Annotated in this window: 12 protein-coding genes; 1 reads left to right on the forward strand and 11 read right to left on the reverse strand. The window is 49.5% G+C overall.

Going from position 1 to position 15,272, the window contains the following annotated elements; genetic code table 11:
* Positions 1-2: 2 nt before the first annotated feature.
* From PIL01S_RS23275 to PIL01S_RS23305, 7 genes are all read right to left on the reverse strand, one after another.
* Complete coding sequence (locus PIL01S_RS23275) at positions 3-1,016, reverse strand: beta/alpha barrel domain-containing protein (RefSeq protein WP_307721002.1); 1,014 nt, start codon at positions 1,014-1,016, stop codon at positions 3-5.
* Positions 1,017-1,060: 44 nt separating this feature from the next.
* Positions 1,061-1,612 carry a thiamine pyrophosphate-dependent enzyme gene (locus PIL01S_RS23280; protein ID WP_127539605.1) on the reverse strand — a complete coding sequence of 184 codons (552 nt, stop codon included), beginning with the start codon at positions 1,610-1,612 and terminating at the stop codon, positions 1,061-1,063.
* 9 nt (positions 1,613-1,621) lie between these two features.
* Positions 1,622-2,125: a hypothetical protein gene (locus PIL01S_RS23285; protein ID WP_127539606.1), complete on the reverse strand. Its 504-nt coding sequence runs from the start codon at positions 2,123-2,125 to the stop codon at positions 1,622-1,624.
* Positions 2,126-2,164: 39 nt separating this feature from the next.
* On the reverse strand, positions 2,165-3,418 hold the full coding sequence (gene thrC, locus PIL01S_RS23290; protein ID WP_127539607.1) for a threonine synthase: 1,254 nt from the start codon (positions 3,416-3,418) through the stop codon (positions 2,165-2,167).
* Positions 3,419-4,170: 752 nt separating this feature from the next.
* Positions 4,171-6,180 (reverse strand): B12-binding domain-containing radical SAM protein, encoded by a 2,010-nt coding sequence (locus tag PIL01S_RS23295; protein ID WP_127539608.1) that lies wholly within the window; start codon positions 6,178-6,180, stop codon positions 4,171-4,173.
* A 508-nt stretch (positions 6,181-6,688) separates the two neighbouring features.
* Positions 6,689-8,569: a DNA helicase RecQ gene (gene recQ, locus PIL01S_RS23300; protein WP_127539609.1), complete on the reverse strand. Its 1,881-nt coding sequence runs from the start codon at positions 8,567-8,569 to the stop codon at positions 6,689-6,691.
* A gap of 339 nt (positions 8,570-8,908) precedes the next feature.
* Positions 8,909-9,751 carry an Rpn family recombination-promoting nuclease/putative transposase gene (locus PIL01S_RS23305; protein WP_127539610.1) on the reverse strand — a complete coding sequence of 281 codons (843 nt, stop codon included), beginning with the start codon at positions 9,749-9,751 and terminating at the stop codon, positions 8,909-8,911.
* A 221-nt stretch (positions 9,752-9,972) separates the two neighbouring features.
* Between PIL01S_RS23305 and PIL01S_RS23310 the strand changes: the two genes are divergently transcribed.
* Positions 9,973-10,497 carry a DUF5412 family protein gene (locus PIL01S_RS23310; RefSeq protein ID WP_127539611.1) on the forward strand — a complete coding sequence of 175 codons (525 nt, stop codon included), beginning with the start codon at positions 9,973-9,975 and terminating at the stop codon, positions 10,495-10,497.
* Positions 10,498-10,731: 234 nt separating this feature from the next.
* Here PIL01S_RS23310 and PIL01S_RS23315 read toward each other — a convergent pair whose 3' ends face one another.
* From PIL01S_RS23315 to PIL01S_RS23330, 4 genes are all read right to left on the reverse strand, one after another.
* Positions 10,732-11,910: a glycosyltransferase family 2 protein gene (locus PIL01S_RS23315; RefSeq protein ID WP_127539612.1), complete on the reverse strand. Its 1,179-nt coding sequence runs from the start codon at positions 11,908-11,910 to the stop codon at positions 10,732-10,734.
* Positions 11,911-12,035: 125 nt separating this feature from the next.
* Entirely contained in the window at positions 12,036-12,782 is a 747-nt protein-coding gene (locus PIL01S_RS23320) for a class I SAM-dependent methyltransferase (RefSeq protein WP_127539613.1), read from the reverse strand.
* On the reverse strand, positions 12,769-14,253 hold the full coding sequence (locus PIL01S_RS23325; RefSeq protein WP_246058533.1) for a nucleotide sugar dehydrogenase: 1,485 nt from the start codon (positions 14,251-14,253) through the stop codon (positions 12,769-12,771). The genes PIL01S_RS23320 and PIL01S_RS23325 overlap by 14 nt, the downstream gene beginning before the upstream one ends.
* Positions 14,254-14,276: 23 nt before the next feature.
* Entirely contained in the window at positions 14,277-15,266 is a 990-nt protein-coding gene (locus tag PIL01S_RS23330; RefSeq protein WP_127539614.1) for a polysaccharide biosynthesis protein, read from the reverse strand.
* Between the last annotated feature and the right edge of the window lie 6 nt (positions 15,267-15,272).

The following is a 15,272-nucleotide window of genomic DNA, read 5'->3' on the forward strand; positions in this document are numbered from 1 at the left end:
CCTCACTTTTTGGGAATGGGACTTCCTTGTTCGGTCTGAATGATGTCACCTATCTTTTCCACGAAATCCGCGTCGACTTCAAGCGGCATCAGCTGACCAATTCGGTAGCCAAGGTACATGGGGTCAAGGCCCTTCGTTTTACTGACCCGTTCAATGTGCTGATAATAATAATAATGCAGGTTATTGAGTCCACAGATTATTTCCGGCTGGGCAATGGTCATTGGCACCGTTAGTACCTTTTCAAGGAAATACGCTGAAAGCTGTAATATGGGCGCTAATTCATATTCCCCTTCATACCGCTTCCACTTATTCATAACCGCTGCGAATTGTTCCGTCGCCAAATTACCTGCTCCTCTAGCCATCCCACATATGGATGTGTCAATGTAAGATACGCCCAAGTCCAAAGCTCTCAGCGCATTAGCAAATGACAGCCCAAGATTGTTATGTCCATGAAACCCAAGGGGGAGTTCGGTCTTATTCTTCAATGCATTGACAATGGCTGTAATATCGTCAGGATGAAAAGCACCATAAGAATCTGCAAAATAAAAGACGTCAGCACCTGCATGTTCAGCCTCTTGGGCAATCATGGCTAATTTACCGGCTTCAATGTAACTCGCTGACATCAAATTAAAACAAACCTTGAAACCCCAGTCTTTCAGAACAGAGACATAAGTTAATGCTTTTTGCACATGTTGGGGGTATGCGGCAACACGAATCCAAGCCACACATGAGTCTCGCAAGTCTTCAAGCTGACGAAGGGTACAAACTTCAGGAATTACCATGACAGCGTATTGTGAATACCTGAGTTCTTGCGGAAGGGAAAGAATAAATTCAGCATCACATTTAGCAACGCTTCCAACCTGAGTGGAACGATTGCTGCCCGAACCTCCGCGATATCCAATCTCAATAATCTCAACGCCCGCATGATCCAATTGATGGATCAGCAGATTAATCTCTTCAGATGTAAACATCCATTGGTTCAGATTTCCGCCATCTCTCAATGTACAATCCAACAAAGATATTGGGCTAATGGTTCAAACCTCCGTTTCACAGCTGCAAATCAAGAGACACTTACAGCCAAAGTAGACATAAAGCGTTGTACAATTTCTTGTGGTGTCCACTCTACACGTTTTCCAATTTTCCCTGCATTAGCTTCTACCTTGCAATGGAACATTACAGGACCTTCTTCCACTTTTTCCGGGAATTGATCCAGTGATTCAATAACATGCACCTTGTTATACCCTATATTCTCCAGGGTTTCTTTTGAATTTGAGAAGGGAACGGTGTGTTGTCCCCCTGTGCTCTCATGCATTTCGTTATCCAGAACGACATGGATGAGATTGGAGGGTTGGTGCTGGGCAATCATAAGCGTAAACCCAAAATTCATTGCGAACGACCCATCCCCATCCAGAACGATAAACGTGTTATGAGGATTCGTTATGGCCAATCCTAAGGCAATAGGTGCAGCCATCCCCATGGAACCTACCATATAAAAATGTTCCGGCCTATCACTGGCATTATACAAATCTCGCGTGATGTATCCGCAAGTTGATATAATATGGGCATCTGGATAAACTGTAAGCAATTTTTCAATGACTGCTATTTTCCTCATATTGCCTCCTTAAATCGCCTCTTTGATCAGCAAAGCTACCGGCATGCTGTTCTTTTCAATAAGCTCCGTGCATGCTTTAACAGAAGCTGCACCATGTTCTTTGTCAAATTCCACATAAGGTATTTTGATAGCATCCAGTATATGAAGAAGCCTCTCGCCAATCAGATCATGTTCGACTGCATCATTCTCATAAGCCCCTCTCCAGCTGATGATTAACAAAGCCGGAAGTTGATAGATTGAATATAAGGATGTCAGGACATTCATGGAATAGCCGAGACCTGAATTTTGCATCAGAATTGCACACTTTCTGCCACCTAGATGCATACCTACTGCAACCCCTAATGCGGAATCTTCCCGAATTGCGGGCATATAGATAATCTCTTTCTTTTCAACATACTCCCTATCTTCCAGAATTCTGAATAATCCCTTTAATAAGGAGCATGGCACTCCCGTATATGCATTGTAGCCTTGTTCAAATAATTCATTTGTAATGCTTAGTGCTTCGTTACTCATTCACAATATCTCCATCTCTACGTTAGTTTGTCTAAACCGTTATCTCACTTTCTCCATAATGCTATCCAAAGAAAGTGAAGAAGAAATGATCTTATTGGAATAGGGGTGCTCCTTCTCAATGTGATACATACGAAGGGCATCGGTATCCTTCAAGATATGACCTGTCAAGATGCATGCCACCGTTTCGTCCCTATCGATTACCTTTTCTTGTATTAACTTTTTGACACCGGCTACCGTTGCAGCGGATGCAGGTTCACAACCGATTCCGGAAGCATCTACCACAGCCTTAGCATTTAAAATTTCCTCATCTGTCACAAACATGGCTACACCGTTGGTCTCCTCGAGCGTACGCTTCGCTTTGCGCCAACTTGGTGGATCACCAATATTCAGGGCTGAAGCCAGGGTGTATGGATTTGGCTCAGGTTCTAGCACTTGTTTTTGTTCAGCAATCATCCTATAGAATGGGCTGGCTCCTTCTGCCTGAATAACAGCCACTTTAGGCAATTTATCAATAAAACCCAATGCGAACAGGTCGGAAAGGCCTTTTCCTAAAGCTGATACATTACTCAGCGCCCCACCAGGTACCACAATCCAATCTGGCAGTTCCCACTTCAAGTCTTGCGCAAGTTCATACACAATGCTTTTCTGACCTTCAATCCGAAAGGGGTTAATCGAGTTGCAAATATAGAGGCCCAGTGATTCACTATTTTCCTCTAGAAATTTAATGCCATTATCGTATGTACCTTCGAAGGAGAAAATATTCGCACCATACGCCAAGGTCTGAAGTACCTTGTTTAAAGAAATATTCTTGTTAGGCACAAAAACATAGGAATTGGTTTGTGCGATTGCGGCATACATAGCGAGTGAAGAGGATGTATTTCCTGTGGAGGTGCATGTGAATCTGCTGTATCCCATGGATTTCCCATGTGTGACCGCAACGGTCATTCCATTATCTTTGAAGGAACCGCTTGGGTTTTCACTTTGCGCCTTCAACCACACTGATCTTGCCCCCACATATCTCTCCACGACTGCCGAATTATACAGCCCTGTATTCCCTTCATACTTTGAAATCACCAACTCTTCTTCCACGTCCGGAAAAATAAGTTCTTTGTATCTCCAAACGCCACTGGCATAGATGGACCGGCGGTCAGACAAACGTTGATGAAAAAGATGCTTGAGTTCGTCCGAATCGACCTTACTAAAGTCTTGTTGAATATCGAGCATTCCATTGCATGTACATGTATAACGGAATTCGCTATACTCGGTCTCACAGTTTATACAGATATATTTCATGTTTAATTGATAGACTTATTGGGTCTATCCTATCCCCCTCTTATTCTGACTTTAGATCATCCTGTCACGGTATTTAAAGATGATTCCACAAAAAAATGATATTTTTTGTTTAATTCCATAATCTCCGTCTTTTAGACTCAATTCTAGTCGAATATCCAAAATAAGGTTTTATTTTCCACTATGTTACACTAAGACGTTACTCTTGAAAAGCGCTTTTTGCATAATTTTAAATTTAAATCAAAAAGTCAATTTTTTACCACAAAATCCTCTAAACCATGACAAATTTCGAGCATGAAACAGAGGAGAAAACAGACTGCTTCGGAGTATCGCTATAAGTTAAATGGAATTCACAAGTTACTTCGTACTAGGAGGAAAGCGAGCTATAAACAGACCAACAGATATAAGGAAGACGAGGTTACACGAACTAAGGAGCGAGGTACGTATGATCCAGATCAGAACCTGTTAGATGAGGAAGTGGAATTGTTACTGAGGCATTGCCAAAACAAAGGAAGAAGGCCTTCTTCGTCCCCGATGGGATGTAGATGACCTTCTGATAATAGTGAACGATATGGATATAGATGTTGTGAAAAGGAAAGCATCACGCGGCTTATGCAATGGCGAGCCGCGTAAGGATGAGGTGCTGCGCTTATTCAAGCAGCACCTCATGGAGAAGCGCCACGACCGCAAAGCCGTGGCGCCTGCCTGCTGCATGCCGCCAATCGGCTCATGCAGCTGTATTCTTGCCGCTGCAGTTACATGGCAGCGGCTTCTTCTCCCAGCGGCAGCGTGTAATACTGCGCCTGCTGGTCTTCATGCTGCTGGTATACAACGACCAGCAGCGTCCGGCCTTTCGCGGCAAGCGGGCTGGCGCCAGCTAGCACACGCTCAAGCCGGAACGGAAGCACGTCCAGGACGGCGTGCTTCTGCAATTCCTTTTCGCCGAGACGAAGGTCGGCGAAAGCTCGGGCACCCATGACCGTCTGTGCGGTCATGGCCGAGGTCATCGGCAGCGCACGCGAAGCGCTGCCGTCCCCACCGTCCGCCGCTCCATCCGCGGCGGACTGAGCGGCTTCGCTGCCGATCACACCCGCCGCATCTGCGGCAGAGTCTTCCCCGGCAGCAGCCGAACTTCCCGCAGCGACACCTGCACCTGTGCCGCTGCTTTCCAGCCATGCCGTGCCAGCGGCACCGGCAACGCGCGGCAGGCGAACGTCTTCGGGACGTTCAGCCAGCGTTTTCATATACATCGCCCACTGATCCTTCTCCAGCGCATCGTCCCACCAGATTTTGCGTGGTTTGTACTTGTGGCCGAGGAAATAATCCAGCTTCATCAGGCCGAGCACGATATCCATGTGCGGTGTGTTCCGCGACTCCAGGAAGCTGTGCAGACGGGTGAACAGATCTTCGAGCTGGTGACCTATCTTCTGCCAGCCCTGACCCTCCCAGTAATCCCCGAACGCCTGGAAGAAATCAAATGGCGAGTCAAATTCCTGCTCCATCAGATACTTCAGCGTATGGTCCATCCGGTGTGCGTTCCAGTATTTCTCCAGTACATCCTCGAGCCGCTTCAAACGCACGATGTCGCTGAATGGCAGCACGTCACTGCCCAAAATCTCATACGGCGCATGATCCATATACGTGTAATTGTACTTTTCCGCATCCAAACGCAGACCCGTACCACGAAGCATTTTAAGGAACCCAAGCTGAAGCTCTTCCGGCCCCAGTGCAAATACATCGTTAAACGTCTTACGGAACGTATTGTAATCTTCCTCCGGCAGTCCTGCGATGAGATCCAAGTGCTGGTCGATTTTCCCGCTGGCTTTTACCTTGTTCACCGTACGGCTCAGCTTGGCAAAGTTCTGGCGGCGTTTCACCAGTTCATTCGTCGGATCATTCGTGGACTGCACTCCAATTTCGAACCGGAACGTGCCCGGTGGCGCATTCTCTGCCAGATAATCAAGTACCTCAGGACGCATGATATCAGCTGTAATTTCAAACTGGAACACCGTCCCCTGATGATTCTCGATCAGGAATTTGAACATCTCCATCGCATAATCCCGCTTAATGTTGAATGTTCGGTCCACGAACTTGATCAGCTTCGCACCCTTCTCAATCAGATACAGAATGTCCGACTTCGTCCGCTCAATATCGTAATACCGCACGCCGACCTCAATACTCGACAGACAGAACTGACAGCTGAACGGACAGCCCCGGCTGGTCTCAAAATAAACAACCCGTTTCCCGAGATCCGGGATATCCTCTTCAAAACGGTGCGGTGACGGCAGATCGTTCAGATCCGCCTTCGGCCGTCCTGGCATGAGAATGACCTCTTCCCCTTTGCGATACGCGAGTCCATACACAAAGTGGAACTTCTTGCTTCCCTCCAGCTCCGTCAGGAGCTGATGCAGCGTCTCTTCCCCTTCACCCATGACGATGAAATCAACATTGGGAATCCGGTTCATCCAATATTCCGTGTCGTAGGACACTTCCGGACCGCCCAGCAAAATTTTCACGTCAGGCATAACCTTTTTCAGGTTATCAATGACCTTGATTGTCTCTTCAATGTTCCAGATGTAACACGAGAATCCAATCACGTCCGCGCCGCGCTGGTACAGGTCAGACACAATATTCATGACTGGATCCTTGATCGTATACTCCGCCAGCTCAATATCAAAATCCTTCTCACTGTACGCCTTCAGACACCGCAAAGCCAGCGAGGTATGGATGTACTTTGCATTTAATGTAGAGAGAATAACCTTCATGGTTCACAACCTTTGCCTGGACACCCAGACCATATTTTTTTGGTAAAAGTAAAACGCCACAGCCATCCAGCCCCGGATGCTGTTCATGTAAACCTATATCGACACCCAGAATTGGATGCTGTTCGTGTTAAATCTCTATAAATAGCCATTCTACGTATCATGGACATATTCCAATTTTGTCTTTCAAAGGGTGGACACCCTTTTCAAAAAGATGTCTACTCCCCGGGTCCCTCCAATCTACTACATATAGACCCATAGACACTCATCGAAACCATATCCTGTGTAAGCCAACCATCGCTTTCTTCAAAAGCAATGTCCACCTTATGAAAGACAATCTATCTCATTTCGTCCACCATATAGAGACACTCGAAAAACTTCAACCCCATATAGCCTCGCCAATAACTGGATTCAAGTTCTGTTCACGATCCACAATCCATGATTCGCAATCAAAAATCAACATCCATCATTTCATAAGCACCGTTCTGGAATTGAAACCTTGCCCTTTTACTTACTCATACTCGTAAAAAGCATCATCATCCGTATCCAGTTCTTCGCCCGTTTGCTTCTGGAAGAACTCGAGGAATGGCAGACCGTACTTGCGGTACTTGACCTCACCGACCCCTTTAATCATCAGCATGTCACGTTCCGTCTGCGGACATACCACACTCATCTCGCGAAGCGTTGCATCATTGAAAATAATATACGATGGCACATGCTCTTTCGCTGCCAGATCGCGCCGGATCAGGCGCAGCTGCTCGAATACCGTCTCGTTGACCGCCGATGGCATCGCATCGCGTCCGCGACGTCCGCCATAATTCGTACCCGAAGCCGTAGCCGCTGTCTTGCGCACCACACGCTGCATCACTTCACGCTGACCTTTCAGCACTTCCACGGCCAGTGGCTGTAAACGCACGACCGGATACTGTCCCTCGGACAGCATCAGATATCCTTCCGATACCATGACGTTGATAATTTCGGCAATTTCACGTTCCGTGCGGTTACCCATCACGCCATAGGTCGGCAAGGAATCGAAGCCGTACTCCAGTACTTTCTTGGCACGCGAGCCTTTGAGCACCGACGCCACCAGAGATACACCGTATCGTTCGCGCATGCGGTGAATACAGCTGAAGATTTTCTGTGCATCAATTGTCATATCCACCAGCTCGCGGTCGTCCGTACAGGAACTGCAGATGCCGCACGGCTTGTCCTCATGGATCTCACCGAAATAATCCAGCTGCGCACTGCGCAAACAACGTGTCGTGTAACAATAGTCCACCATCTGCTGCAGCTTCCGGTAATCGTTCTGTTTGCGGTCGCCCTCCATCGGGTTCTGCTCGATCAGAAACTTCTGGGTAATAATGTCCTGCGCTCCGAACAGCAGAATACATTGACTCGGCTCTCCGTCCCGTCCCGCACGTCCGGCTTCCTGTACATATGCCTCCATGTTCTTCGGCATGCTGTAATGCAGCACGTAACGCACGTTGGACTTATCAATTCCCATCCCGAATGCATTTGTCGCGACCATTACCCGGATATCATCGTACAAAAACTGCTCCTGGCTCTGGGCCCGTTCATCGTCCGTCATCCCTGCATGGTAGCGCCCTGCCGGCAAGCCTGCCTGGAGCAAACGCTGATGCAGATCGTCCACGTCCTTACGGGTCGCGGCGTAAACAATCCCCGGCTCGCTGGCATGCTCGCGCGCGTAGTTCAACACAAAATCCTTCTTGCTCTCGCCGCGCAGTACGCTAAACGCCAGATTATCCCGCCCAAGTCCGGTCACATATGTCTGCGGGTCCTGCAAACACAGCAGCCGCAGAATATCGCCCATGACCTCGGGCGTTGCCGTCGCCGTGAAAGCCGCAACCACCGGCCGCTCCGGCAAACTGTCCACAAACGGCGCTACCGCCAGGTAGCTTGTCCGAAAATCATGGCCCCACTGTGATACACAGTGGGCCTCATCCACAGCCACGCAGGAGATGGGCAGCTGCCCCATCTCGTCGCGGAACCAGTCCAGCTCCAGTCGCTCCGGCGCGACATAGAGCAGCTTGAGCTCACCACGCTGCGCCGCGCGGATGCGATCATTCACTTCTTTGCCGCTTAACGTACTATTAATATAAGCGGCAGCAATACCGGCGGTCGTCAGCGCATCGACCTGGTCCTTCATCAATGAAATGAGCGGGGAAACGACCAGCGTCAGCCCAGGGTATAACAGAGCGGGAATCTGATAACAGATCGACTTCCCTCCCCCGGTAGGCATTATGCCCAGCGTATCTTCGTATTCAAGCAGGCTGGAAACGATCTTTTTTTGACCCTCGCGAAAGTCGGGATAGCCATAATATTTTTGCAGGAGACCCTGCGCTTCTTCTAAAGTTGGTGCTTGCACACTCATGTAAAGACTCCTTACTTGTCACTGGTGTTCATCCACCAGCTTGGTCCCATCCGATTCTGACATCCGAACACGGCACCATTGCCGCATCCTTGACAACAAAATGGCGTTCTCATGACTTGTCCGTCAAGCAAAACGCCGCTCTCTTTAGTTTAACGGGCCAGCCCCGAATGAGCAACCGCGTTTTACTGTAAAACGTTTGAAGTTGCATCGCCAAAATAAAAACAACCGTTTATCCTGTTTGGACAAACGATTGCTTTTTCGTTATGAACGAACCACACTCATATAAAGGAGGTATAATCAATCGTACCGATCAGCTCGTGTGCTCATTGTAATCCAATGCTAATCTTTCAGCGACTCAATTTCAGACTCCGACAGGCCACTGGCTTTCGCGATAACAGAAACTTCAATTCCTAACGAGAGCATATTTTTTGCAATCTCAATCGCCTTTCTTTTTTCACCTTCCACTAGTCCCTTTTCAGTAGCCCACTCAATCATTGAGGCTTCGTCATGCAAATACTTTTGCCGCTCTTCATACAAACGACGCGCCTCTCGATCCTGACTTAAAAACTCCAGCGTATCCATCGCTTTCTTCAGCGTAGGTTCATTCATTTGCAGCACCTCCCAATTGGATTTGTCAGCACCTTTCAGGAACAAGAGCCAGTTGATCAGCCCACCTTCCATCGGGACGGATTGATCGTCCAGTTTGGACAGTTCCATAAAATGCACTTCAAGATCATCACTCAGCTCAAGTCCGGTATGGTCATCTCTAAGGTGAAACACATTATGATAGCGCTCGTTCGCAATAAACGAGTAATTTAGAATATTGATGGTGACGCACTTCTTAAGTTCCTTATAGGTTTGACCCTCCTGCAGCTGGCTTGAGTAACGCTTGCTCCAGTAGTATAGTGTACGCTTTTCAATATCGTATTTATTAAATAACTGCATTTCAATATTAATTAACTTTCCTTCCGCTGTTTTCGCCCAGATATCAAATATAGACTGTTTGTCTAGTGGAGCATCTTTATCGGTATACGGATTGAGAAGTACTATCTCCGTCAGCGGCTGTTCACCCGACTCTGCAAACGTACGGTTCAAGAACACCAGCAGGACATCTTTATTTTCTTCACTGCCAAAAATACGTTTGAAAACAAAATCGTTCCGAGGATCGAGCAAATCAGACATCTGACCATCAACTCCGTTTCTTCCTATTATACCATGCCCTATAAGACTATTTGCAGGATTTGCACAAATACAATATGCACTGCATATTAGGATATTTTTAACTTCATTGTAATCATTAAAACAATCCCTGTGATATCATTTTTTAATGCAGCTTTAACTGATTCATGAATAAAACCACCTACATATCCATTTTCATTTGACTCCAAAGGAGGCAAATGAAAATGGAACGACACCATCAGGCTAATTCGAGTTCATCCACAACCAAGTCCGGCAAGCTCTGGATACGCAGACATCCCATCCTCACGACATTCACCTTATTGGTCTTCACACCCTTATTCATGCTCGTCGCCTATTTCAACCTCCGTCCTTACTTCTCGACATTTGACCGTTCCGAACAGGGAGAACTAAGCTATTCTATACCTTCACGGAATGGAGAATATACGGCTGAGATTTACGGTGTACCTTACGGCGGTGCAGCCGGTGGAGTAACCATCTGGGTGGATGTGAGGAAAACGAATGATTCGGATGACTCCCGTGTGAAAACCATCTATCGTGCCGCGCATCACGGGAATAACCATCTGGAATGGGAGAGTGAAAATACACTTCGGATCGAAAACTGGAGTGAATACTCGGATGAGACCATGACGCTCAACATCGACGACGAAATCTATGATGGCCGAGGCTGGGCCTGCAAAAGCCTGCGCATGAAGGACCAGTATGTTCGGTGTTTATCCCCTGAAAAATAAATCCAACACAAAAGCAGCTCTGCTCGCCAAATTTCTAGGCAAGAGAGCTGCTTATTTCACTTCTATTAACCTATCCTTGCCTTCACGACTGTCTAGCTTCATTATCCATACAGATTTTAACCACAAGACTGTTCATCGTTAAGCGCACAACGCATTGCAACGCTGCCTCTACACTAACTCGTTATACTTCCTACTAAAGAACTCTACTCCAAACTACTGAAATGTCTGTTCCTTCTACTTCCGGGACTGCCCTTCGTCCTGCTCTTCCCGATTACGAATCTCTTTGCGTAAAATGACTTCCAGCTTCTGACGATTATCCAGCAGGCCAGGATCGCTCGGCAGATACTCCCGGGCTTTCGTGTTATGCATAAGTGCCTGCTCCCAATTGCCCAGATGGGCATAACAGAGGGATAAACGTGCATGCGGCAGCCAGGTACGGCAGGCTGCCGGTACCGGGCGCAGACCCGTGTCGCGGCTGCTCACATCTACAGCCTGCATATACCAGTAGATGGCTGAGACCAGCTCCTGCCGTTCATGAAAGCAGGCCGCGATTGCACAGCAGAAATCCGCATGCGGCAGATCGTACTGGAACGACTGCAGCAGTGCACCCAGCTTGCGTCCCGGCTGACCCAGCCGCTCATAGCACTCTGCGAGCCGCGCACAGGCAATGAGCCGATCCTCGCGATAGCCGCTGGGCTGCTCCAGCAGCTTCGCGTACCCCCGAGCCGCCGCCGCATAACGCTGGCGGTCATAACATTCGCCTGCATAGTAGAACAGCAGGCGACCCTGGGCTGCGCCCTCTTCGGCGATCCATTTGCGCAGAATGCGCACGTTACGCGCCGAATGATGGCCCGCTTCGCGGCGGTGTGTGACGGCAATGTCTGCCGTAATGACCCCACTCGCCGGGAAGCTGAGCTGCTCGTGCAGCCGGCCATGCCAGCGGCACCCGGCATCCCGCTTGACCAGGCGAAGCCTGCGGTCCGTCACGAGCGGACTCCCCTCCGGCCCCTCGGCCAGCGTATAGTTCAAGATCACAGCTACCGTCTCCCCCTCGGACGGCAGCTGCTGCTTCAGCTTCTCCAGCTTCGCCCGTTCCGCTGGCAGCAGCACATCATCCGCATCCAGCCACAGGATATATTCCTGCGTGGCCTGGTCGAAGGAGTAGTTTCGCGCCGTGGCAAAATCATCCGCCCACTCATACTTGAAGATCCGGTCGGTATACTGCGCAGCGATATCCATCGTACGGTCGGATGAACCGGTATCCACAATGACGATCTCGTCCGTGATTCCGGCTACCGAATCCAGACAGCGCGCAAGCGTGCGTTCCTCGTTCTTCACAATCATGCACAGACTGATGGTGATCACGTTCCCGTGCCCCTTCCTGTCGTACGCGTATTTCGTTCTAAACGCCATGCTATTTTTCCTTACTCAGTGCATATGACCCTATCTCCACCCGACTCCCTGTACAACCTACGACCTGCAATCTATTACTATCCTTCCTTGCTTGCTTGCCTGCCATGCACATCTTCCTTTACCCGTTACCCTTCCGCATTATCCTGACGACGAAGCCGCTTCACCTGCTCAACCGCTTGATCCAGCGCCTTCTTGCGGAGTTTCATCAGGCGAAGATGGTTCTGCTCCACCTCGGCAAAGTGCACATGATCCAGCTGCATCCACTCCGTTACTTGTTTCAGGGTTGGCGACATATGCAGCTGCGTTTTCCGCCGCTTGCGGGCCACGCAACATAAATATTTATGATGAACCTCCAGTTTCAAGACTTCAAAATACGGCATCAGGCACATCGCCAGGTTACCTGCATAGAACGTCTGCTTGTGGTCATAGAACGGATGATAACCATACGGCACAGTTACAATCAGCGTCCCTTCCTCCTGCAGCAGCCGGTGAACCTGAAGCAACAATGTCTCCGGATGGGCAAAATGCTCCAGCACTTCTCCGAGCAGCACGGTATCGAAGGTGGTCTTTACTTTCCACTGCGTAATGTCCAGCATGCGAAAATCCACATTGTTCCGAACAGGTTTGGACTCTTTGGCGAGCTCTGCCTGCGCATACCGGATACTCTCTTCTTCCAGATCGACCCCTGTTACACGAAACCCCTCACGCGCCAGTAAAATAGAGGTAATCCCCTGACTGCATCCAACGTCCAGAATTCGTTTACCGGTTGCTTCCCGGCACATCCAGTGGATACGGGTCCGGGTAGCTTCATGGGAATCTTCCGAGTTGATCTCGCCATAATATCGTTCACTTACCCGATCATGATTCGCCATGGGTATCCCCCGATTTCTCTTGAAGATGTGCAGGTTCTTCCTTGACTCCACCCTGAACTTCCGCTGTGTTCGGCAGCACATGTTCCTTTTGTTCATCTTCTGTCTCTGGCATTTCATTCATTACCCGGACACTTTGCACCGATGTTTCCTCAGGCCGATGGGGCTGTCCCAGCACCACAATATGGCCTCCACGGCACCCGGCTGTTGCATTCCGAGTATCGAAAATGAGCTTTGCATGATCCGCCATTTCCTGATAATTGAAGCCCGAATGGTCGGTCGTGATGATCACCAGGTCGGCCCAAGCCCACAAGCCCGGCACAGCGGGCTGAGACTGAAGCACGGAGCCATCATCCTTGCGGAAGACCGGCACCATGGGATCTGTGAAAACAACCTCTGCTCCCGCTGCGCTCAGCAGGCGGAAGACGTCCAGCGCCGGCGATTCACGCAAGTCGTCGATATCCTTCTTGTAAGCCATGCCTGCCAGTACAACGCGTGCTCCCTGAACCCGCGTACCCGCCTGTTCCAGCAGTGCTGCTGCACGCTGAACCACACGTTCCGGCATCTGTCGATTGGTCGCGTCTGCGAGTGTGATGAATTGCAGATCTGATCCCTGCCGATTAGCCGCCCAGGACAGATAGATAGGGTCAATGGGGATACAGTGTCCACCGATGCCTGGACCCGGATAGAACGGCATATAGCCAAACGGCTTGGTTGCTGCAGCATTCAGCACTTCCCAGATGTTCACGCCCATTTGTTCACAGGCAGGCGTGAGCTCGTTCACCAGCGCAATATTGACGCTGCGAAATGTATTTTCAAACAGCTTCGCCGTTTCGGCCACAGTCGTTGAACTGACGGGAACAATCTCATTGAGGAATGAGCCATAGAATTCTTTACCATAGGACAGGCACGCAGGTGTCGAACCACCGATAATCTTCGGGGTGTTTTTTACACCATAGTTCACACTGCCTGGGTCCACCCGTTCGGGAGAATAACAGACATACAATTGTTCGCCTGTTCTCCAGCCTGTAGCTGCTTCGAGCGGCTGCTTCACATGCTCCTCCGTTGTACCAGGGTACGTCGTGCTTTCCAATATTACCAGGCTCCCCTCCTTCAAATAAGGAGTCATGCCATCCACCGCTGCAGCAATATATGAAATATCCGGCTGATGATCAGCCGTCAGCGGCGTAGGCACACAGATAACAATGACATCTGCCTGCGTTACTGCGGCATAATCCGTACCGGCTGTAAACAACCCGGCTTGGGTTAGTGATTGTATGATCTCGTCTTCAATTCCAATGACATAGGAATCACCCGCACGAAGTCTTGCCACCTTGAAAGCATCTATATCGATCCCGTGAACGCGATAACCGGCCTGTGCCATCTCCACCGCCATGGGAAGTCCAACATAACCAAGACCAATCACGACGGCTTTCAGGGAGCGGCTGTTTATTCTGTCTTGCATATGATCCACTTCCAAACGCTCCGCCTCCCTTGTTAGTCGATATAGCCACCTGCACGCAAAAATTCGGCAATGGCCTGCCGCTTCATCATGTCACTGTCCGAACGGTACTCGGAAAAGGTCACGTGGGGCAGTGTACGATATGCATCGATCAGGCGCTTGTCCGGTTCCTGCGGCAGGATTACGTAATATTGCTCATCGTATTGATAGGTACGCGGCGCCTCATAAGGCGAAATCAGCACTTCATGCAATTTCTCGCCTGGGCGTATGCCGGTAACCTTGTAGTCGCTCGCCGGACGTCCGGCCTGTTCCAGCATGACTGACGCCAGATCCGTCATCTTACAGGCTTTCATTTTCATCACAAATGTCTCTCCGCCTACCGCAGCCTCAGCCGCCTTGAGCAGCAGATAGATGGCTTCCGTACGAGTCAGGAAAAAGCGGGTCATGCCCTTGTCCGTAATGGTCAGACTTTTGCCCTCATCAATCTGGCGACGGAATAGCGGCACCACACTGCCGCTTGTACCCAGCACATTGCCGCCGCGGATGCAGACAAACCGGGTGTGTTCACTTAGCCAATTGGCGCGGATCATCATTTTTTCGCCAAGAGCCTTCGTCATGCCGTATACGTTAATCGGATCTACCGCTTTGTCGGTTGAGACATCGATGACTTTGGGAATCTGCATATGGATCGCGGCGCGGATAATATTCTGCGTACCGATGACATTCGTTTTAAACGCTTCGTCGGGCTGGTCCTCGCACACCGGAACATGTTTTAATGCAGCCAGATGAAAAAGGACATCCACACCCTTGCACGCATCCTCCACTGCGCGGTAATCCCGGATATCCCCGATGAGGAAACGCAGACGGGCATCATGGCTGAATTCCCGCTGCATGGCAATCTGGGCATATTCGTTACGCGACAGAATGCGAATCTCGGCAGGGTCCTGTTCCAGCAGGACCTCAGTCAGCTTTTGACCCCAGGAGCCTGTTCCTCCAGTGATCAGAATCGTTTGTCCTTTAATCATGGATGA

The sequence above is a fragment of the Paenibacillus illinoisensis NBRC 15959 genome (assembly GCF_004000925.1).
Lineage (GTDB): Bacteria > Bacillota > Bacilli > Paenibacillales > Paenibacillaceae > Paenibacillus > Paenibacillus illinoisensis.

Excerpts from the sequence above, each read along its gene's own strand:
- PIL01S_RS23280 (WP_127539605.1), bottom strand. The coding sequence starts at position 1,612 with ATGAGGAAAATAGCAGTCATTGAAAAATTGCTTACAGTTTATCCAGAT.
- PIL01S_RS23285 (WP_127539606.1), bottom strand. The coding sequence starts at position 2,125 with ATGAGTAACGAAGCACTAAGCATTACAAATGAATTATTTGAACAAGGC.
- thrC (WP_127539607.1), bottom strand. The coding sequence starts at position 3,418 with ATGAAATATATCTGTATAAACTGTGAGACCGAGTATAGCGAATTCCGT.
- PIL01S_RS23295 (WP_127539608.1), bottom strand. The coding sequence starts at position 6,180 with ATGAAGGTTATTCTCTCTACATTAAATGCAAAGTACATCCATACCTCG.
- recQ (WP_127539609.1), bottom strand. The coding sequence starts at position 8,569 with ATGAGTGTGCAAGCACCAACTTTAGAAGAAGCGCAGGGTCTCCTGCAA.
- PIL01S_RS23305 (WP_127539610.1), bottom strand. The coding sequence starts at position 9,751 with ATGTCTGATTTGCTCGATCCTCGGAACGATTTTGTTTTCAAACGTATT.
- PIL01S_RS23310 (WP_127539611.1), top strand. The coding sequence starts at position 9,973 with ATGGAACGACACCATCAGGCTAATTCGAGTTCATCCACAACCAAGTCC.
- PIL01S_RS23315 (WP_127539612.1), bottom strand. The coding sequence starts at position 11,910 with ATGGCGTTTAGAACGAAATACGCGTACGACAGGAAGGGGCACGGGAAC.
- PIL01S_RS23320 (WP_127539613.1), bottom strand. The coding sequence starts at position 12,782 with ATGGCGAATCATGATCGGGTAAGTGAACGATATTATGGCGAGATCAAC.
- PIL01S_RS23330 (WP_127539614.1), bottom strand. The coding sequence starts at position 15,266 with ATGATTAAAGGACAAACGATTCTGATCACTGGAGGAACAGGCTCCTGG.